This is a genomic window from Flavobacterium sp. FG139 (assembly GCF_057809695.1).
Genome location: NZ_JBMDKL010000023.1, coordinates 1 through 20,943, shown reverse-complemented (window position 1 = coordinate 20,943; position 20,943 = coordinate 1). Strand labels below are relative to the sequence as shown.

Annotated in this window: 27 protein-coding genes; all 27 read left to right on the top strand. The window is 32.5% G+C overall.

What is annotated here, in order from left to right:
* Positions 1-88 precede the first annotated feature (88 nt).
* The 27 genes from ACODSI_RS14720 to ACODSI_RS14590 all read left to right on the top strand — a co-directional run bounded on the left by ACODSI_RS14720 (position 89) and on the right by ACODSI_RS14590 (position 20,807).
* A complete protein-coding gene (locus tag ACODSI_RS14720; protein WP_488917618.1) occupies positions 89-1,225 on the top strand; it encodes a hypothetical protein in 1,137 nt (378 codons plus the stop codon).
* Positions 1,226-1,434: 209 nt separating this feature from the next.
* The gene (locus ACODSI_RS14715; protein ID WP_488917617.1) at positions 1,435-1,941 is read left to right on the top strand and encodes a hypothetical protein; all 507 of its coding nucleotides are present in this window, start codon (positions 1,435-1,437) and stop codon (positions 1,939-1,941) included.
* A 195-nt stretch (positions 1,942-2,136) separates the two neighbouring features.
* Positions 2,137-2,934 carry a hypothetical protein gene (locus tag ACODSI_RS14710; RefSeq protein ID WP_488917616.1) on the top strand — a complete coding sequence of 266 codons (798 nt, stop codon included), beginning with the start codon at positions 2,137-2,139 and terminating at the stop codon, positions 2,932-2,934.
* Between the two features lie 212 nt (positions 2,935-3,146).
* A complete protein-coding gene (locus tag ACODSI_RS14705; protein ID WP_488917615.1) occupies positions 3,147-3,698 on the top strand; it encodes an antibiotic biosynthesis monooxygenase in 552 nt (183 codons plus the stop codon).
* 201 nt (positions 3,699-3,899) lie between these two features.
* Positions 3,900-4,718, top strand: coding sequence for a hypothetical protein (locus tag ACODSI_RS14700; RefSeq protein WP_488917614.1), 819 nt, complete (start codon positions 3,900-3,902; stop codon positions 4,716-4,718).
* Between the two features lie 203 nt (positions 4,719-4,921).
* Entirely contained in the window at positions 4,922-5,368 is a 447-nt protein-coding gene (locus tag ACODSI_RS14695) for a hypothetical protein (protein WP_488917613.1), read from the top strand.
* Positions 5,369-5,406: 38 nt separating this feature from the next.
* Positions 5,407-5,925: a GNAT family N-acetyltransferase gene (locus ACODSI_RS14690; protein WP_488917612.1), complete on the top strand. Its 519-nt coding sequence runs from the start codon at positions 5,407-5,409 to the stop codon at positions 5,923-5,925.
* A 48-nt stretch (positions 5,926-5,973) separates the two neighbouring features.
* A complete protein-coding gene (locus tag ACODSI_RS14685) occupies positions 5,974-6,294 on the top strand; it encodes a hypothetical protein (RefSeq protein ID WP_488917611.1) in 321 nt (106 codons plus the stop codon).
* Between the two features lie 186 nt (positions 6,295-6,480).
* Complete coding sequence (locus tag ACODSI_RS14680; protein WP_488917610.1) at positions 6,481-6,804, top strand: ArsR/SmtB family transcription factor; 324 nt, start codon at positions 6,481-6,483, stop codon at positions 6,802-6,804.
* Positions 6,801-7,295 carry an SRPBCC family protein gene (locus ACODSI_RS14675; protein ID WP_488917609.1) on the top strand — a complete coding sequence of 165 codons (495 nt, stop codon included), beginning with the start codon at positions 6,801-6,803 and terminating at the stop codon, positions 7,293-7,295. The genes ACODSI_RS14680 and ACODSI_RS14675 overlap by 4 nt, the downstream gene beginning before the upstream one ends.
* Positions 7,296-7,410: 115 nt before the next feature.
* On the top strand, positions 7,411-7,800 hold the full coding sequence (locus ACODSI_RS14670; RefSeq protein WP_488917608.1) for a hypothetical protein: 390 nt from the start codon (positions 7,411-7,413) through the stop codon (positions 7,798-7,800).
* A gap of 115 nt (positions 7,801-7,915) precedes the next feature.
* Positions 7,916-8,377, top strand: coding sequence for a hypothetical protein (locus tag ACODSI_RS14665; RefSeq protein ID WP_488917607.1), 462 nt, complete (start codon positions 7,916-7,918; stop codon positions 8,375-8,377).
* Positions 8,378-8,411: 34 nt separating this feature from the next.
* Positions 8,412-8,930, top strand: a complete 519-nt coding sequence (locus ACODSI_RS14660; protein ID WP_488917606.1) for a GNAT family N-acetyltransferase — start codon at positions 8,412-8,414, stop codon at positions 8,928-8,930.
* A 136-nt stretch (positions 8,931-9,066) separates the two neighbouring features.
* Positions 9,067-9,651 (top strand): RDD family protein, encoded by a 585-nt coding sequence (locus tag ACODSI_RS14655; protein WP_488917605.1) that lies wholly within the window; start codon positions 9,067-9,069, stop codon positions 9,649-9,651.
* A gap of 30 nt (positions 9,652-9,681) precedes the next feature.
* A complete protein-coding gene (locus ACODSI_RS14650) occupies positions 9,682-10,188 on the top strand; it encodes a hypothetical protein (RefSeq protein ID WP_488917604.1) in 507 nt (168 codons plus the stop codon).
* A 37-nt stretch (positions 10,189-10,225) separates the two neighbouring features.
* Positions 10,226-10,819 (top strand): hypothetical protein, encoded by a 594-nt coding sequence (locus tag ACODSI_RS14645; protein WP_488917603.1) that lies wholly within the window; start codon positions 10,226-10,228, stop codon positions 10,817-10,819.
* A gap of 155 nt (positions 10,820-10,974) precedes the next feature.
* Positions 10,975-11,919 (top strand): hypothetical protein, encoded by a 945-nt coding sequence (locus ACODSI_RS14640; protein WP_488917602.1) that lies wholly within the window; start codon positions 10,975-10,977, stop codon positions 11,917-11,919.
* A gap of 153 nt (positions 11,920-12,072) precedes the next feature.
* The gene (locus ACODSI_RS14635; protein ID WP_488917601.1) at positions 12,073-12,666 is read left to right on the top strand and encodes a VOC family protein; all 594 of its coding nucleotides are present in this window, start codon (positions 12,073-12,075) and stop codon (positions 12,664-12,666) included.
* Between the two features lie 27 nt (positions 12,667-12,693).
* Positions 12,694-13,323: a hypothetical protein gene (locus tag ACODSI_RS14630; RefSeq protein ID WP_488917600.1), complete on the top strand. Its 630-nt coding sequence runs from the start codon at positions 12,694-12,696 to the stop codon at positions 13,321-13,323.
* A gap of 134 nt (positions 13,324-13,457) precedes the next feature.
* The gene (locus tag ACODSI_RS14625) at positions 13,458-14,594 is read left to right on the top strand and encodes a pyridoxal phosphate-dependent aminotransferase (RefSeq protein WP_488917599.1); all 1,137 of its coding nucleotides are present in this window, start codon (positions 13,458-13,460) and stop codon (positions 14,592-14,594) included.
* 44 nt (positions 14,595-14,638) lie between these two features.
* The gene (locus tag ACODSI_RS14620) at positions 14,639-14,893 is read left to right on the top strand and encodes a hypothetical protein (RefSeq protein WP_488917598.1); all 255 of its coding nucleotides are present in this window, start codon (positions 14,639-14,641) and stop codon (positions 14,891-14,893) included.
* Positions 14,890-15,120 (top strand): hypothetical protein, encoded by a 231-nt coding sequence (locus tag ACODSI_RS14615; protein WP_488917597.1) that lies wholly within the window; start codon positions 14,890-14,892, stop codon positions 15,118-15,120. Before ACODSI_RS14620 ends, ACODSI_RS14615 begins: the two co-directional genes overlap by 4 nt.
* A gap of 125 nt (positions 15,121-15,245) precedes the next feature.
* Positions 15,246-15,725, top strand: coding sequence for a hypothetical protein (locus ACODSI_RS14610; RefSeq protein WP_488917596.1), 480 nt, complete (start codon positions 15,246-15,248; stop codon positions 15,723-15,725).
* A 163-nt stretch (positions 15,726-15,888) separates the two neighbouring features.
* A complete protein-coding gene (locus ACODSI_RS14605; protein ID WP_488917595.1) occupies positions 15,889-16,299 on the top strand; it encodes a hypothetical protein in 411 nt (136 codons plus the stop codon).
* Between the two features lie 489 nt (positions 16,300-16,788).
* A complete protein-coding gene (locus ACODSI_RS14600) occupies positions 16,789-18,951 on the top strand; it encodes an NACHT domain-containing protein (protein WP_488917594.1) in 2,163 nt (720 codons plus the stop codon).
* An 11-nt stretch (positions 18,952-18,962) separates the two neighbouring features.
* Positions 18,963-19,865, top strand: a complete 903-nt coding sequence (locus ACODSI_RS14595; RefSeq protein WP_488917593.1) for a hypothetical protein — start codon at positions 18,963-18,965, stop codon at positions 19,863-19,865.
* A gap of 213 nt (positions 19,866-20,078) precedes the next feature.
* A complete protein-coding gene (locus tag ACODSI_RS14590; protein ID WP_488917592.1) occupies positions 20,079-20,807 on the top strand; it encodes a hypothetical protein in 729 nt (242 codons plus the stop codon).
* Positions 20,808-20,943 lie beyond the last annotated feature (136 nt).

Genomic DNA, 20,943 nt, shown 5'->3' with positions numbered 1-20,943 from the left:
CTATTTTTGAAATATAAATTAACAAAAAAACGTCAACCTATTTCAGGACAAGACAATACGACTAAAAGACAACCCTAAAACAAAAAAAATGAAAAAAGGTTTATTCATGTTAACTCTCTTAATTTTCAACCTTGCTTTTGGGCAAGAAAAAAAGAAAACCACAGACGAAGAAAAACTTACTAAATGTATTCTTGAAAATACAAACTATTTTTCATTTAATGGACAAAAGCCAGATGGAAAAGGTTGGGATATCCTAGAGAATCTTTTCGCAAACAATCAATTTGTTGCATGGGGCGAATATCATAACTCGCCATTATTATCACAATTGACAAATTATGCGTTAGAAAGTGCTTCAAAACAGGGCTATAAAACTTGGTGTGTAGAAACAAGCCCATTTGCAGCAACAGAACTTATGCGTATCGCAAAGTCTAAAAACCCAATGGATACTATTGCTAAAATTGCCAAAGAACGACCAAATTTTACAACGTTCCCTTTTTTTGAAACCAAAGAAGATATAAGTATGCTAACAACAGCTAATAAACTTGGATACAAAATTTGGGGTATTGATCAAGAATTTCAAACCGCTTTTCCTTACTGTCTTGATAAAGTGTACCAGACGCAACCTAAAAACACAAGAGACCAATTTAAAGTCGTTTATGACAGTTTAAAAGTTAAATGGTGGAACCCAGATGCTAAACTATTAGACAGTTTAAAAAATGGAATCAAGCAAACCAATTTAAAAAGAGTATTAGACGACATAAAAATATCAAAAGATATTTACTATTACAGCGACAATCAAAGGCGAGCAGATTTGATGAAAACAAATTTTTATAATTATTACGATGGATTAAAAACTAAAAATGAAAAAGTTTTTTTCAAAATGGGAAGCAATCATTTATCAAAAGGAATGAATTTAGAAACTAATTTATACGACATTGGGAATGCTGTTTACGAGCTTGCACAGAGAAATAAAATGAATTTTTCAAACGTTTATCTTATGGTTAGATACACCGAAGAGAATGGCAAAATAACCGATGATTTAGAGGAAACAAACAATCAAAACCCAAAAGTATTTTCAAAATTATATGACAAAGATCGTTGGGTATTAGTAGACATAAGAAGTTTGAGACTTAGAATGAGATATGATAATTCACTAACTTCAGACGCATACAAAATTATTGAAAAGTATGACTTTGTCTTAGTATCACCAGAAATTCTAAAATAAAAGCCCGAACGGCTAACAGCCGTTTGCGCCAATGGCGTGGCTTGGGATTTATTTGGAAGCGGAAGTAAATATCTTTTTTTCTTTAAATCACGTTTTTTCTTTCTAACTTTTCGGTATATTTGTTTTCGTCAGTGTTGAAAGCCACCACTACGCAAGCGATAGAACATTGTGCGATATGCTACTCCAACTAAATCCATAACTTACAAAATATGAAATCATTCATAAGTTTTACAGTTTTAATATTATTAGTTATTTCATGCAATAAATCGGAAACTAAAACAAAAATTAAAAAAAATAATTCAATATCTAAAGTAGAAATTGATTCTCATTTTGCTTTGAAATTTATTAACGACTATGCAGAATTATGTAAGAGCAAATTTTCATCAAAGGATACAATAAATATAACTGATTGGATTGAAAAAAATAATTTGGTTACAGATAATTTTAAAGTAAACTATAAAAATTTAATTGACGAAGCAGTAAAGGAAGATCCCGAAATGGGCTTAGATTTTGACCCAATATTTGACGCTCAAGATTTTCCAGATAAAGGTTTTGAATTATCCAAAATTGATAAATCTGGGTATCTAATAGTTAAAGGAAAAGATTGGGACGAATTTCAATTACCAATAAAAGTAATCTTTAAAGATAATAAATGGATTGTTGACGGTGCAGGGATAGTAAATATTCCAAAAGAGAAACAAATTAAGAAAATGTAAAGCACAGCCGCACAACAGCCGTTTGTGCCAATGGCGTGGATTGGAATATACCAAAATACGGAAGAGATTACCTTTTTTCATTCAATTGCATTTTTTCTTTCTAACTTTTCGGTATATTTGTTATCGTCAGTCTTGAAAATGCACAACAGCATAAAGCCTTAGAATGTTAGCATGCATTTAGCTCATAAAAAAACTATGAAAAAATGGTACCTTCTATTTTTAATTATTACATTAATATCTTGCAATTCAAACAAGAAGAAATCAATTGTAGACTCAGTTAATCCAAAGGACACTTCTTGTGTTAAAGAGTTAGAGCAAGCCAAAAAAGACTTAAAAAATAATAAGATTGTTTATTGTAATTACACAGGTGCACCTATGCACTTTCCGCTTCGAGCACAAAAAGAAATGGACAGTATGTTAAAGCTGCATAACATAGAATTTATAAACGAATCTTCTCCGTGTGTAGTCAATGAAAAACTAAATTATCATTGTTATTGTGAATTTATGCAAGAAAAAATAGACGAAAAATTTGGAAAAAAATTTATAGATTCTCTCCTATTTATTTCTGATAGTCTGCATGTCTTAAAAAATCTAGATAAAATATATTACAATGGTAGCATGGCAGGTTCATGGGACAAACCAGCATTATTTCCAGGTGATACACATTATGATGAAACCAATCATTCAGGATTACAGAAAGCATTCGATTCTAAAGTTATTTACCCAAAGGATTATCGATATTCCAATGATCCTAATTCCCTAACATTTCTTCAAGTTTATCTAGATATTGACAAAAATGGGAATGCGAAAATATATGATTATCACATCGAGTTCTTTGATTACAAAACCAAAGAAAGCGGTTATAACAAAAAGCACTGGGAATATTTTAAAAAAATAGCTTTTCCATTAATTGAAAAAACAAAATGGATTCCAGCTAAAATCAAAAACATTAATGTAAACTCCAAAAATGACATTACAATTTATTTAAAATAAAAAAAAGCTTTCCAACAGCCTTTGGCACCAATGGCGAGGCTCGGGATTTATCAGAATGCGAAGTGATCATCTTTTTCTTTTAATCGCGTTTTTTCTTTCTAACTTTTCGGTATATTTGTTTTCGTCAGTGTTGAAAACCGTCACTAACACAAGCGACGAAACGTTAGCAGTAACCTTAAAAAAACTCGAAAAACTAAAAACACATAGCTTTTATGGAAAATCAAGGAGCAACAGTTGTAATTAGCCATCACATTTTGGATGGTAAACAAAATCAATACGAAGACTGGCTTAACCAAATTGGTCCAATATGCAGAAGTTTTAAAGGTAATATTGATTGGCAAATAGTTCGCCCTATTCCTAATTTGACATTTAAATATACTGTTATCATAAGATTTGACACAATTGAAAACCTCACAAAGTGGATGGAATCAAATGAACGAAAAAAATTAATTGAAATAGCAAAACCTTTATTTGCAAAAGATGATAAATATTTTATAAAATCTGGCTTAGAATTTCTTTTCTTTAGTGAGAAAGAAGAGCAAAAAATCCCTGTTCGTTGGAAACAATATCTAGTTACTTGGTCGGCAATATATCCTTTGTCAATTCTTACTCCTTTGATTGTACTTCCTTTATTAAAGATATTAAATTTTCCAGATAGTAAATTTGTAAACTCATTTTTTATTTCCGGACTAGTCGTTTTAATAATGGTTTATTTCCTGATGCCTAATTATACACGATTAATTAAGAAATGGCTTTACAAATAAATAAAAGGCAACGCCTCGCACAGGTTTTACGCTATTGCTAGGCTTGGTTTTTCGGAAAACGAAAGTGAATATCTTTTTTCTTTCAATCTCTTTTTTCTTTCTAACTTTTCAGTATATTTGATTACGCCAGTCTCGAAAAAAGCAACAACGCAAATCCTGGGAACGTTAGCAGAAATCCTTTAACAACATAATATTAATAATATGAAATTACTCGTTACGTATACATTTTTAATACTTTCATCAATAAGTGTTTTTAGTCAAGGTAAAATCGAAAAATTAAAAATCCATGTGCTAAAAGAAGGATTTCTACTTTATGAATCAGAGAAAGCCTCGTGGCATGGAGGCGATCTATTCCTTGAAAAGTTTAGTGATAAAACTAAAGTTGGTGGCTATGTTTCTTATAATGATGGAAACAATCCTAAATGTGTATTTATTTCAAAAGAAGATAACAACAAAGTAATTGGAACTGTAACTTTTGATAAAACTTTTGATTTGAGTAATGCAAAAATAGATTTGACAGAACGCGAATTGAGTGATATCGAGAAGGAATATTTTTCTTTAAGAAGAAAAGCTCTTGATAGAATAAGTAATGATACCATTTTTAAACGTTATAAAAACACTAATTATAATTTAGTTCCGCTTATTTCTGGAAAAGAAAAAAGAGTCTATGTTTTAACTGCATCAAATGAGAATGGAAAAGTTGTAATTGGAAATGATTATTTAATTGAATTTAATACAAAAGGAGAAGTAAAAAAAACCGAACGCTTGCATAAAGGAATACTTTTCTTTGAATATGGCGATAAGGAAAAGCAAATGGTTGGAGCAATGCATAGTCATCTTCCTGAATATAATGAAATAATAACCCCAACTGATATTTGCACGACAATGTTATATCAAGATTATACTAAGTGGGAAAACCATACTGTGCTTTCTAAAGACTATGTTTCTATTTGGGACTGCAAAAAAAACGAACTGGTTGTTCTTACAAGAGAAGCATGGGAAAAAATTTCAAAAGATTAATACGACTTCTTCTAACAGCCGTTTGCACCAATGGCGTGGCTTGGGATTTATTAGAATGCGGAAGTAAATATCTTTTTTCTTTCAATCCGTTTTTACTTCCAATTCGCTATATTTGTTATCACTAACTACTATAAAAATCACCGAATTTTCAACTACATCGCATCAATAGTAAGGATATTTGAAAATCTCGTAAATTAAAAATCATGAAAAAAACACTATTCCTCCTATTTATAGTAAACAGCCTCAGCTCTTTTGGACAGGATTATACAATTAATTCCAAATTTTTAAAGTCTGGAGCAATTAAGATTGATACCATAGAAGTACAGATTTCCGTTTATGAAGATAAGATTGTTACTGATAATTTTTTTGAGCATAGTAAGTGTAAATTAAGTATTGAATTTTCCAAAAACAATGAAATCATTGCTCTTGAAAATAGTTCAAAATACAAGTACTGCTATCGTATAAACACATTTGAATTTGACAATGGAAAATTAGTTAATAATGACGAAAGATACCACTTAGACCAGAGCATGTATCCCATTGATGGAACTTTTGAGGAAGTGAAAAAAAGTTATAATCAGAATTTGAATTCAGAATTCTTAAAAAAATATGTAGTCGAATTATATGAAAAAATAATAAACTACCGCTAACAGTAAATAAGCGCCTTTAAATTCCTAAACCCACAAAAATGAATACAGCGTCTTTTCCTATATTGATGTCTGAAAGAGTAGCACTAAGACCACTATCACTTGACGATCATCAAGCTATCTTTGATTTGCGGTCCGACCCAAACAACAACAAGTTTCTTAACAGACCACAGTGTGTCACTACAGAAGATGCCAAAAATTTCATCAATGCTGTCAACGAAAATATTAAAAAAGGTAACTCCTATTATTGGGGAATTACACTATCAGAAACGAAACAACTTATTGGTGCAATTTGCTTATTTGACATAACACACGATACAAAAAGTTGTGAAATGGGTTACGAACTAATGATGCCGTTTCAAGGGCAAGGCATAATGCAAGAAGCATTACAAACAGTAATTAACTTTGTGTTTCAAACTTTAAAATTAAAAAAAATAATAGCCCATACACATCCCGAAAATCTGAAGTCGACCAATCTTCTTTTAAAATTTAATTTTATAAAATCAATAGAAACCAACAAAGAAAATACGAACCTTACTGTTTTCACTTTAACACAATAATTCTTGACAACTTGAATTTAAAAAAAGGTAGTAGAAAATCGAATTAAAATGACAGTATCAATAACAAAAATTGAGTTGAATTCGTATTCAAAACTCATCGCATTTTTCAAATTCAACGGACAAATCATCAACCAACTGAAACAATCCAATTGCAAAAGTTACAAGGCAACAGGAAGTTGGAATTTAAAAGTATGGTATACCATGACTTTATGGGAAAACGAAAATGAAATTGATACCTTTTATCGAAATGGTATTCATTTAGAAGCCATGAAACAATCTAAGAAATTTTCATCTAAAATTCAGTTCAAACGCATCAACCAACCAAACTTAATAAGTTGGAAAGAAGCAAAAAACCTATTTGAAAATTAACCAATCAGCAATACTATTAAAACCGTTACAGGTACTCAACCACCTAGCTTACCGTCATACAATAACTTCATTTTACAACCTTACAACCTACTCTAGTTTTTTTTTTACAAAAAATAATTACCAAAATAATTGCGCAACCAAATAATTGCATATATATTTACAACCATATAGTAGCAAATAAAAATTATGGATGCAAGACGTGATATTTTTCAAGCCATTGCCGACCCAACAAGACGTGCAATTATTGCCCTTATTGCTGTGCAAGCTATGACTCCCAATGCCATTGCCGAACATTTTGAAAACAGCCGGCAAGCCATTTCCAAACACTTACGCATACTAACCGAATGCGAATTAGTCAAGCAAGAACAAAAAGGAAGAGAAATCTACTACTCCTTAGAAATAGAAAAAATGAAAGAAATCGATCTTTGGTTGGAGCAATACCGAAAAATTTGGGAAATCCAATTCAACCAACTCGATTCGTTATTACTAACTCTTAAAAACCAAAAATGATGCACAATTTACTATTTGATTTTACCGTAGACAAATCAACAAAAACAGTAACAATAACTCGAGAATTCGCAGCCAAACTTTCGCTTGTTTGGGATGCGTTTACCAAAGCCGAATTATTAGACCAGTGGGTAGCGCCTAAACCTTGGACGTCCAAAACAAAGTACATGAATTTTGAAGTAGGCGGCCGACGATTTTATGCGATGGTAAGCCCAGAAGGACTAGAACGTTGGTCAATTCAAGAATTTAGTTCCATTACCCCAAAAACCAATTTCAAAATGCACAATGCTTTCGCAGACAAAGAGGAAAATCCAGAATTACCAGGATCTGATTGGGAGTATAATTTTAGCGAACAAAACGGCATTACTAAAGTACATATTTCCATTTACAACGAATCGCTAGAACGCTTAGAAAGAATGATTGAAATGGGCTTTAAAGAAGGATTTACCATGTCTATTGATAACTTAGAAAAAGTATTGACAACCTTATCGTAAAAACATTAGAAAGAAAAACAAGTAGCTAGGGTCTAACTCGTTTTTCTTTCTAAGTTTTTGATACATTTGTTAGAAATCGCTTAGAGGTTAGAAACAATCACAAAACATAAACCCAATGGATCGAATAGCATATTTTAAAACCCACGCACGCAATTTGTTTTCAATTCTCGAAAGCGAATACGGTTATTCTTTCTTAGAAGAAAAAACCTTTGTTCATGCTGGCTACGATTGGTCGGTAAAATTGCTTTATTACAACCGCGAAAAAAATCTGCGAATTGAGATTGAACAAGCGCCCTATTATACCGATTATGGGTTTACATTTAGCATTCTAAATGGTAACAACAACGAAAATGTAATCCTCTACAACATAGGGCATGAAAGCCAAGATGTAAACAGCAAATTTTTAGAAACCGCCAAGAAAACCCTTTTTGCAAATCAAACCGCAGTTGATATAATCAGCGGAAATAAATGGGAAAATTATCAAAAGATTCTCATCCAAAAATAAAGCATTCCAGCGCCATCTTTTCTCTTTCCTCTTTCATCTTTTCAATATATTTGTTTACCAAAGAAAGTACAAACTAGCAACTGTCAAATCCTTAAATCAAAATCCTAAAATTCACATGAGAAAAATAATTTACTTATTTCTTTTCATTTTTTTAAGTTGTTCCAAAAAAGAATTACGAAATGATTTTCGAGATATAATGATAGAATATCAAAAAACATATCCCGTAAAAAATAAACACGAAAAATGGAAGTATATATACAATGCTTATTTCTTCAAAAGCAATCGTGATACCTTACTCACAATAACCCGTGGTGCCAATGGAATACCTCGCTTTGTTGCGAAAGATGACCATGCATTCGGGGTGTATTCTGATGCAGAATTAAAAAACTTCATAGTAATTGATAGTTTTAAATTGAGTTCAAAACTTATACTAAACTACAAAAGAAATTTTCCAGGCAACCTAATTTCCAATGGAAAGTCTTTTAGAGAAAGTATAACTCCCTCAGCAACCTACAAATTGAAAAACGGCATTCCAATCCATGTTAAAACAGACACTATTTGGAGTCATTGGGATTGAAAACAACAAACTATAAACAAAAACCTAATCCAAAATGTCTCAATTCGAAATAGAAAAAGTAACGCCAAAAGATATCCTTAAACTTCAACTAATTGGTCGAAAAACGTTTCAAGAAACGTTCTCAGAATCCAATTCAGAGGAAAACATGAAAAATTATTTACAGGAAGGATTCGCTATAGATAAATTAGCCACAGAACTGAACGATACCAACTCCGAATTTTATTTTGCACTACATGAAAACGATGTTATTGGATACTTAAAAATCAACTTTGGAGCCTCACAAACCGAATTGAAAGACCGCAAAGCGCTAGAAATCGAACGCATTTATGTGACTCAAGAATACCACGGAAAAAACGTTGGAAAACTACTCTACGACCAAGCGATTCAAATAGCCAAACTCAAAAATGTAGAATACATTTGGCTAGGCGTTTGGGAAGAAAACCCAAGAGCCATAAGCTTCTACAAAAAAAATGGCTTCGTCGAATTTGACAAACACATCTTCAAGCTAGGAAACGACGAACAAACCGACATCATGATGAAACTTAAATTATAATTAACCATCAGTCACATCTATTATCTCACATCTATTTTCTATTCTCTATTTTCTTTCAACTTTTCAATATATTTGTAAAAACCAATGAGTAGCGCAAGCACCATAACATAAACAACACTATAAAAACTCAAAACCTATGGAAGGTATTTATGATAAAGTAATGGCAGAAAAATCAGATTACGAATTAATTCAATTAGTAACCATCGATACAGATAAATACAAATCTGAAGCAATAGAAACTGCTAAAAAAGAATTGGATTCGCGCCAAATTAACCCCAACAAATACAACGAAATTGTTGAGAAACTAACTGTTGAAAAGTATACACAACATAAAATAGACGAAAAGCTTGTGCCGTCCTCAACTCGATTAGTACATAGCTTTGTCGACCTAATTACCTTAATAATACTCTATTTCATTTTGGCAAGTATCGTTATGCTATTGTTTGACCTTGAACAAAACAAAAGTACACTACCACTACTACTGCTAATGATACTGTCATTCTTTATCAATTACGCTGTTATGGAACATCTTTTTCAAAAAACGGTTGGTAAATTCATCACCAAAACCAAAGTGGTAACCCTAAATGGTGACAAACCAAGTGTAAATGACATTCTAATACGAACACTATGCCGATTGATTCCTTTCGACCGACTGTCGTTCCTATTCACCAAAAGTGGATTCCATGATAAAATATCTCACACCACCGTAGTTAAAGACTAAAAAAATGGTCAACAGCAAATCAGAAAAAAATTGAAGCATAAACCCAAAACGAAACTAGAATTTTACAATCAAAAATGGTTCAAACTAACCTGCCTGTTTGCTTTTTTTGGTGGGTTATGGTATATAACACAAACAACTTTAGAAATCAATAGTAATGAGTTAATCTCCTTGAAGGTTACAGTAAATAATGAATGGGAATCGGGTGGAAATAGAAATCCAATACGATTGTATTTTGCAACCAAAGAATACTCCAATCAATTCGGAATATATGTCGGTGGCATTTTCGGCAGATGGTCTGAAGTAACCAAAACACTAGAGCAAAACAAAAAAATTACCATTAAAATCTACAAAAAAAACAGGCATAAACTCAATAAAGAATCAGAAGTAATTCCCATTTATTATTTACACAGTAATCAATCTGGTCTCATTTTCAATGAAGCAGATTTCAACAACGGAGAAAAAAATTCAAACAATCGATTTAAAATTATACTAGGAATCATGTTTCTCTTAGGCCTCTGGAGAGTGCTATCCAATTAAAAACCAGTACAACACCAAACCAATAATATCTAAAAAAATGAGAACAATTTTAATCTTATTGCTGATCAACATAGCAACTATAAGCAATGCGCAAACCGACAGCTACAAATCCATATATCAAAAAGCCGATTCGCTAACCATTCAAGGTAAATTAGGAGTCATAGACCCTAAAATCTATAAAATAGCCGACTCGTTAAGTACGTACCATCCTATGGAATACTTCAAAACAACAGCAGAATACCTCAAACAACAAAAATACAACGAAGCCTCTTTTCTATATTATTTGGGGTATTTCAGATACAAATACTTCAACTCCAGCAATCCTGGTTACCAAGCAAGTGGCGATGGTGCATTAGCAGGTGCTCTATCTTCTGTGTTAGGCGAACCCATCAGTATGTACATGCACAGCAACATCGAAAATTTTACTTCAATCTTAGAGAAAACCCTGCAATACATGCAATCAAACGATTTTGCTTTTTATTCGAAAGAAAAAGATCTAGAAAAATACAATAAGCAATTAAAAAATGCGGCAGGCCTTCTAGATGATCTAAAAACAAACAAAGCCAAATGGGAAAAAGTATGGAAAGAAGAACGAAAAGAAATGGAAGAGTTACTTAAAGAAACGAATTAAATAATGGCATCCCTCACATGCTTCAAAAAAACCGCTCCCATTCCAAAACCTATCAATTTGTTTTTTAAATTTGATCATGGATTTACGTTAATCACAACTCTTTAAAAAATAGACCAATATAAAATCATAATGCAACAACAATAAATGTACAAAAAATGAAAAACAAACTATTTATACTTCTTTTCTTATGGTTTACCATCATATCTTTTGGACAAACCAAAAACAATTGGATAAAATTTGATTGGCATGGAGACAATATATACGGAAAATATTATGATAAAGTGGCCATCACAATTCCAATAAAAATTAACAACTTGCCTTATAATTTTTGTAGTCAATTTGATATGGGAGCTACACAAACTGTTTTATATGGTGTTTCATTAAAACCGTTCTTAAATCATCAATACAATCTGTTACAAAAAATAGACACAACAAGTGCACCCTATTATTTAAATGGTCACAAAGGAAATTTTCTTACCAACATTGACTTAACGTTAGACAAAACTCTTTTCCCAAAAAGCAAAATTGCTTATGTAGAAGACTTTGGTGACCCAATTTCAAATGATTCCATCAATACGCCATCTCAGAAACTTATAGGAACAATTGGTGTTGATCTATTTCAAAATAAAATACTGGTTCTTGACTTTAAAAACAATCGACTTCGAACCTACACTAAACTTCCTAAGAAATATCAAAAGGCAGTTTTTGAAAATGCAATGATCCGTAAAGGAAGAATTAAACTTCCTCTTAAAATAGGCACCGAAACTTTTTATGTAATGTTTGATACCGGAAGTTGTATTGGCGATTTACTCTTAGATAAAGAAACTATTAATCAAGTTGCTGACATTGCAACACCAAAAGAAGAATTCCTAAATGGAAACACTTGGGGAGAAAATGTAGCTTATTTCAGTAAAAAAATTAACCTTCCAATTTTTTTTAATAAGGTTAAATTAGACATCAAAGAAGCACAATTTTCTGATTTAGATAGAGATGTTCAATTTGACAAAGAAGAAAAAATAATAGGAACATTAGGACCCGTGCTATTTTCAAAAAACATTGTTATTATTGACTATATAAACAATAAATTCGGTGTTTTATAACCGATAAAAGCAATCTATAACACAAGTTTTCAGCACAAATACCCCAAAAGTATAAATTTTATTACATTTGGTAATACAAGTAAGTCACAAGCAAATTTAAAACTAACGCAATCATTTAAAATACTTCAATACCAACTGTAACTAAATAGTGTAATGAAAAAAAATACCCTTACTTTTTGGACGCTTTCACTAATAACCCTTTTAATGGGATGTGGAAATACGCAACAGGATGCCCCTAAAGAAAATAAAACAGCGCTAAAAAAATCAAGTGCTACCTCACCCAAAATAACACCCTGTCTTTGGGTCGATAAAGATGCTAAAGCAGTAGCAGCCTATTATCTTTCAATTTTCAAAGAAGGTAAATTGAAAGAATACCACAAATACAACAACCCAACGCTAGAAAATGAACAGAAAGGCCAAGACCAATTCGAAACGGCTGTTATGGAAATCGGCAACATCGAATTTAGCATTTTAGCTGCAGGTCCCTACTTCAAGTTTAATGAATCCATTTCATTCGTAATCAATTGCAAAGACCAAGCAGAAGTAGATTACTATTGGAATGCATTAACCGCCAACGGCGGAGAAGAAGGTTCTTGCGGGTGGTGCAAAGACAAATACGGCCTATCATGGCAGGTCGTTCCTTTAGAATATTTTGACCTCATCAACAGCAAGAATCCAAAAATTAGAGAAAAGGCAATGAGAAACACCTTCAAACAGAAAAAATTAATACTCTCCGAACTCAAATAACCACAGCCTAAAGCACATTGTAACAAAATGAAAAAAATCCTATTCTGTGTACTCCTAATCGCCTGTTTCAATGCCGTTGCTCAAGAAGCTATAAAAGAAGACCATTTCCCTTTTAAAACAGCCCTAAAAATTAACCTCAACGGACTAAAAGTAGGTTTAGAACAACGACTCTATAAAAACCTCACGGCCCAATTCGAAGTGGGGTACATAGGCACCAAAGCCACCATTCTAAAACCTCAAATTCGATTTTACAAAAAACTATTCAACGACCAATCGGCCTACATCGGTTTGGCCTATTTATACAAACACCAAGAAACCACTTATAACGATTCCATTATTAGTAAAAATAACAACGGCGAATACAGTAAATACACCAAAGACTTCACCGTTAACAAATACATTCATGCCATCACAATCAATGGCGGTTACTATTACAACACCTACATATTCAAACAAAAATGCCTTTTTGAAGTCAATTTCGGACTCGGAATACGGTACAAAAAAAGCAGCCGCTACGGCCTATTACCCAACGAAGAAATCGATTTAAGCGAAGCCATGTTCATCAGACCTGCAAGGTATCTAGAAACCAATGGTGCCTTCAAAATCTATCCCGAACTCAACATCAATCTCAGTCTCGTAATTCCAATATGGAAATAACAAGCACCAAATCAACGCTTCAAAACATATTAGTTTCTGGTGCATTTTTGAAAACAGTTACAAGTTCGTGGCAATTTAATACGCCGCAGTTGTAACAAACTTTCTTTTAAAAGTCTAATAAAAAAAAAGAAACTATGGAAAACAAAAGAAGACTTTGGTTAAAACAAATGGGGTTAGGAATTGTAGGCATCGGATTGGCAAATGTAAAATCGTATGCAGCGCCTGTTACCTCAGAAGACTTTTTTGACCCTACAGAAAATCAAAATGATTTAATTTTATTACGCTCTAATGAAAACCCCTATGGTCCTTCGCCATTAGCGCGAAAAGCAATCATAGACTATGCCAATACCAGCAACCGATACCATTGGGATGTTGCAAATCAACTAATTTCCGACCTTGCAAAAACAAATAATGTCAATGACGAAAACATCTTGTTGGGAGCCGGTTCAACCGAAATTTTAGACATGATTGCAAAAGTAGCATCACAAAACAACATACACGAACCCAAGGCGACTGGCGCAAATTACGTAATCGCAGACCCAAGCTACGACTATTGGACCGGTACCTTGGATAATCTAGGGGTAACAAGAAAAGCCATACCACTCACTGCCGACAAGAAAATTAATTTGAAAGCCATGCTTGAAGCGGTAAACCAAGACACTAAACTGGTTTACATCTGCAATCCCAACAACCCAACAGGCACCATTTGCGAAAGAGAAGCCTTAGTCGAATTCGTTGCCAAGATTCCTTCAGATACAATGATAGTTATCGATGAAGCCTATTTAGACTTTGCAAAACAGCAATCCCTAAGCAACATAATCAAGGAACACAAAAAGGGTATCATCGTCAAAACATTTTCCAAAATGTATGGCTTGGCTGGCGCACGCATTGGCTATGCCATTGCCAACAAAACAATAATTGACGATTTGTCAAATTTACAATCCAATACCAACAATAGCGTGAGTGTAGTTTCAAAACAGGCTGCCATAGCCTCGCTAAAAGATAATCAATTCGTATCAAATTGCTACCTGCTAAATGAAAACGTCAGACACTATACAATCAACGAACTCCAAAAATTAAATTGCGAATGCATTGCTTCCCATACAAATTTTATCTACTTTTCACTTGAAAAATACAACAAAGACTTCTTCAAGCAATTAGAAATCAACGCTATTGAAGGTGGAAGAATTTACGAAGAACAAGGCAAATGGACTAGAATTACTGTAGGTACTCTAGACGAAATGAAAAAATTTATTAAAGCATTGCAATAAAAGACGTTTATGCAAAGCCCAAAAAACTAATTAAAAACCAAACCATGAACATTCTAAAAAAAACAGCCGGAATCCTTTTAATCCTTTTTTCAATCATACTAGGGTTAGCCGTACTAATATCATTTGATACTGCCATAAAAGAAACTGCAGTAGAAATAAAAAAATCAACCGCCGCTGGCCTTGGATACGCTTTCGGAAGCCTTATCGTTATGGTACTATTTGTTGCGATAATATATTTTAACAACAAGCTAGCGCTAAAACTAATAAAAGGAAAACCAAATAACAAAACCAACAAATGACCGAAATAATACTACTATCACTAGCATTTATACTCATAGGCAGTCTCATATATTATTTTAATTTTTACAAAAAGGGAAAGCCCAAAGTAGGAATAAAAAGAGACCATCTTCTTGATTATGTAAAAGATTACGAAGTATTAAAATTATACTGGACATCCATTAGTTTAATAGTTATGGGGGTTACTATTTTACTGGCAATCGGGATTATGCAATGGGTAATGGATTAAAATTTAGACCTACAAAAACCAATATTCTAACTATATTTGTTAACGCCAATAGCACAAATCCCACAACACAGTAAATCCATAAGCGGTAAATTACAAAACGCACAGAACAGCCCAAATCATTTCTCATGACGTCAAAACTAAACAGAAACGAATTCAGAATCCGATTAGAAGACACTACGTCAATAGGGCTACCAAGGTTTAAATTCCCAAACGCATTCTTTGCGCTGTTCTCTAGAGATTCAAAATGTTTCTATGGGAATTTTGACAGCACACACTTCGAAATCACACTAAATGCTAATGCCGCACTACCCTTTTACGTCATTAAAGGATTCTATCGCGACTTCAAAGGTGATGTAGAGGTAAAATACACCATCCAAACGCTAGGTAAATATCGACTAAAATGGATCCAATACTTCCCTATCGCAGCCCTACTATTCTTCAATAGCATTTTATATTTTCTAGCAAAGGCACTAATACCGGTTTATTTCGCTTTCAATGCAGCCATAGTGGTTATGGCAATCGTTTCCAGACTAAATTTGAAGTGGCAACACAAAAAACTAGAACGAAAATTCATCAAAACCTTTGAAATTATACCCAAAGCCTAATGCCTATTGCTTACGGCCTATTGCTTACAGCCTAATGCAAAAAAAAACGGCTTCTACTTCATCCCCAACAAAGGACGACTCTTCGACAAAATCAATATTTACGATTTATAACAAAACTACCAACGACCACTAATTCAAAATTCAACATTCAAACCAAACCCCTATGCTCCTAAAAACCCTCATCCTTTTCCTCCCACTCACCATCTTCGCCCAAAAAATCGAACTAAAAACCGATTCCACTCGTTACATCCCTAGTCAAACCACCATATACGCCGCCCAAACCTGCACCAAAGGCGAACAAGAAGCCATCACCGATTTCAACAACGGCAACTACAACTACTACACCTACGGACTAACCCTCCAAAAAAGCAACAAAGACAAACAAATAGACCTAAAAGTCAAACAATACCTCAAAACCAAATACGCCATTCACTACCAGCACATGGGATGCATCGTCTTTGAAGACGCCGAATGCTACGCCAAAAAAATGAAAGAACTCGTCGACCAAAAATTCGGTAAAGACTTCTTCGAACTAAAATACGAAGAAGCCTATGCTAAAATGAGTGCCAAGTAAAAGCCTACTGCTTATTGCTTATTGCGTGCAACAAAAATTAACATTTTTTACACTTTTAGTATAAAGCCATAAACCAACCATCCCATAGCTTTGTAGAAAAAAGAAAATGGACACAACAATCAATGATTTTAGTACAGGCTTACTATTAGGACTAATAATAGTACTGATTCTAATTGTCATTGTGCTGTATTACATAGTCAAATTGTACCAGAAAAGGAATAAGTAGGTCAAGAATAAAAAATAGGGTTAAAAAATTATTCCTCAGGTAAATTAGAATTTCACCTCATCCCTACCAACAACTATCAACTGTAAGAAAAAACATTCTTTTTTAAAAAGGTATTGATTTCTTGGTTATATTTTATGACAATTAGAGTTTAGATGAAATTATAATTAAATACAACGAAACTAAAATTAAAAAATTTTTATCTTATATTTTAAACTATTAGATTAAATGACTTATATTGACATACACAAAAATTATAAAATTAAATGAGCGAAGATTTTATTAAAGAATTAGATGAATTATACACTCGTTATGGTTACGAGCCTAGAAAAAATAAAGACAATCGTGTTTATTTATTTACAAAAAGTATTTACAATGGAGCTGATATAGTAAAAATTGGAACAGATGAAGAAGCTGAAGATTTAAAAAATCAATATGCTAATCTTGGTTATGCAGTTAAAATTAGAAGTTTTAAAAATATTCAAGATGCAGAAGATACTTTATTTAAAGACTTTTTTAAAGCAGATGGAGTAATTCAAAATCTTAAAAGAAGATATGAATTCTTTATAGAAAAATTAATGAATAATTTACCCGAAAAAGTAAATTATACTTACATAAAAAGCCCATTTGATTATACAGAATATAATTTAAATTCTGATGAAGAAACCAAAACTTTACATGTTGTAGCTGATGACTCAGGAAATGGTTTAGTTAACAAAATTGTGGGACAAATAAATAATCACGTTGGTCCTTTACTTATCATTATAGAAGCAGCAGCAGGTTATGGTAAAACATGTACAGCTTACGAAATTTTAAACGAATTCGTTTCTATTCAAAGTAATAAATTACCTTTTTTTACTGAACTTTCAAGAGGTAGACAAGCTACAATTTTTAAACATATTTTACAATTTGAAATTGAAGACCAATTCTCAAACAGAGTAGATTCAAACGTAGTTATTCATCAGATAAAAAAAGGAAGAATTCCTTTAATAATTGATGGTTTTGATGAGTTAATTTCAAAAGATTTTTCATTTGCAACCAATCAATTTGAGCAGGTTGAAAGTATGCTTTCAACAATTGTAGAGTTACTAACTGATAATGCTAAAATCATAATAACTTCAAGGAAAACAGCAATCTTCAATAGTGAGGAATTTCATAATTGGATGATGGATAGAGACATTAATTATACTTTAGCTAAAGTCACAATTGCAGAACCATCAATAGATAATTGGTTAACAAAAGAAAGATTAGAAATAATACAATCTAATGATTTTCCAGTTGAACAAATTGCAAACCCTGTTTTATTAACTTATTTAAGATATGTTAATATAGAGAGTTTAAAATTAATGATGATTGAAAACAAATCAATTGTTGATAGTTATTTTCTCTTTTTACTTACTAGAGAGCAAACAAGACAAAATTTGAGAATCGAACCAGAAACTCAAATGAGAATTTTTAGAAAACTTGTTCGTTTTTTAACAGAATGGGATGTAAAATCTGAATCAAAAGAATTTATAAAAGATATTATTCTTGATTACAATAAAAAAATCCTTGAAGAAACTAAAAGGAAATACAATCCAGATGAAAGACCTCGAATTGATCAACTAGCAGATATCTTATCTAATCACGCTTTTCTCGATAGAAAAGAACGAGGTATGATTGGTATGGTCAATGAATTTGTATTAGGCACATTAATTGGCGAAAATTTATTAATGGGTAAGTTTTTAGAATATAATAAGAAGTTTTACAATCACATTTCTCAAATGTTTGCTCTTCTAGCTGTTCAGGCTTTTCAAGTTCAACCATTAGATATAAAACTTAAATTATGGGAAGTTTTTAATCAATATCCTTTTCCTTTTGACCCTCAATTTTATTTCAAAATAGATATTGATTTTAAGGATGAAATAATAAGAAATTACAAACAAGCTACATTAGAAGGATTTACACTTAAAAATTACTCTTTTGTTAAAGAAGATCAGTTTGAAACAACTATGTTTACAGATTGTACTTTTACAGATTGCCAATTCAATTTAAAGTCGTTCAATAATAGTTCGTTTGTAAATTGTAAATTTTATAATTGTTCCTTACTTGAATGTGAAATAAATTATTCAGATAAATACTTTACTATATACGGTTGTAGCGATGATAATAATTTTATCCAATCAATTTATGATTGTGAAAATATAGAAAGTGTTGAATTTGTGAATTTAGAAAAAGAAATTTTAGATTTATATTTCAGAAAAGGAAGTTTAAAGCCTAGACATAGACAACTTTCACACATAAAACAAGAAATGAGTGGTTATGAATATAAATCTGTAGCAAGAACTATTCATAAATTAAAATCCGAAGATAAAATATACTTAGATGGAGATTTAACACATTTAACAAAAAGCGGAATCTCTCACTATAATGAAAATTATAAAAATTAAACTTCAAAATAATGCAGGAATATTCACTTGAAATTATAGAAAAACAACTTAAAGAAAAACTTGTTAACGAATTATCTAGATCAGGTTTGTTATTTAGATTATTTTCACGTGTAAAAGACCGAACTTCAATTCTTGAAAAATTTGACAGAAAAAAATATTCTGCGGATGGTGAATTAATGCAAGATTTGTTTGGTTTTAGAATTACAACATACTTTAGTGATGATGTAAAAATAGTAGTTGAATTATGTCAAAAATTATTTGAAAAAGTTGAATTAATTTATGATGAACCAGAAATTGATGTTTTCAAACCACTAAGAAAAAATATGATTTGTAAACTTCCTAATGATTTATGCGTGATTTTTGATGAATTTAAATCTCGAAATGAAAAATATAGTTTAATTGACAAAACATTCGAAATACAATTTAGAACTACACTATCAGAAGGTTGGCACGAAGTTGATCACTTGATGAGATACAAATGCAAAACTGATTGGATTGATTTAAACACAGAAAGCAGAATGTTGAATGGTATTTATGCTACTCTTGAAACTAATGACCAAGCATTAAAAGCATTATTTGATGATATTTCTTACCAACATTATAAGGCGAGAAGATGGGAGGCAATGATACGAAATCAATTTAGACTTCGTTTTACCCTACATCCCTTAAATATTGATATTGTTAATTATTTAAATGAAAATCCACAAATTGGAAAAAGAATTTTTAAATTAAATAGAAAAAAAATAATTGACACTTATATAAACTCAACTTTAACTTTACCTATTACTTTCAATAGTTTTATATATTTTGTTAATTTCTGCTACCTAAAAGATGAAACAATCCTGCAACTAACTCCACCTATATTCTTAGAAGAATTAGAATTGTCAATTACAGAAGAAAATATCAATAAATAAAAACCAACCACCACCCACCCACCAAAACTACATCCCCATGTAGTTTTTTTATACCCCAAAATCCCAAACCAAGCAATCCAACAATCCAACAATCTAAAAATCCAACAACCAACTTTAACATTTTTTACACTAAAAGTGTAAAACCAACCCAATTCCTCCTACTAGCTTTGTCATACTAACAACAATTTATGTTCAATTAAAAATCATTTAAGTATGGCATCAACATCCGAAAAAGGGCACGCAAAAAACATTGCCAACGCACAACTCCTGTGCACGCACTTCAGTCAATTAGGCACAACCTACAACCCATCCAACCCACAACTGAGCCTAGCCAACCTACAAGCGCTCTACAACGCAGCATTCACCCAACAAGAAACCGTCAACAACCTAGTAGCACCCTATTCGGTAGCCGTAGACAACCGCGAGGTAATCTTCAATCCGCTCAACAAAACCCTAACCAAAATCGAAAAAGCCTACAAAGCCACCGAGGGCGTTACCCAAGTAGAACTAGAAGATTTCAAAACCATCGCCCGAAAACTAAAAGGCGAACGCAAATCTAAAGTCCCTGCCACCACCGACCCAGCGTCACAACAAACCATACACTCAACCGCACAACTAAGCTACGACCAACGCACCAACTCCATGGACTTGCTCATCGCACAACTCCAAAACACACCCAACTACAACCCCAACGAAACCGAGTTCAAAGTAGCCACACTACAAGACCTCAAAGCCAAAATGCTCACAGCAACCCAAAACGTAGGCAACACTTTCGTACCACTCAACACCGCACGCAGCAACCGAAACGACATCCTATACACCAACACCAACAACCTCGTAGACACCTTCAACAAAGCCAAAGACTACGCAGCCACCATCCTCGACACCAACTCCCTGCAATACAAAGCAATCGCTAGAGTACGTTTGAAAAAAGTAATCTAAACCAAACCACAAAAGGCTTGTTCTATTCAAACAAGCCTTTTGTAAAATGCAAATGAACTCCTGTCAAATGCAAATAACCTTCTGCCGAATGCAAATAGACGCCTGCCGAATGCAAATAACCTCCTGCCAGATGCAA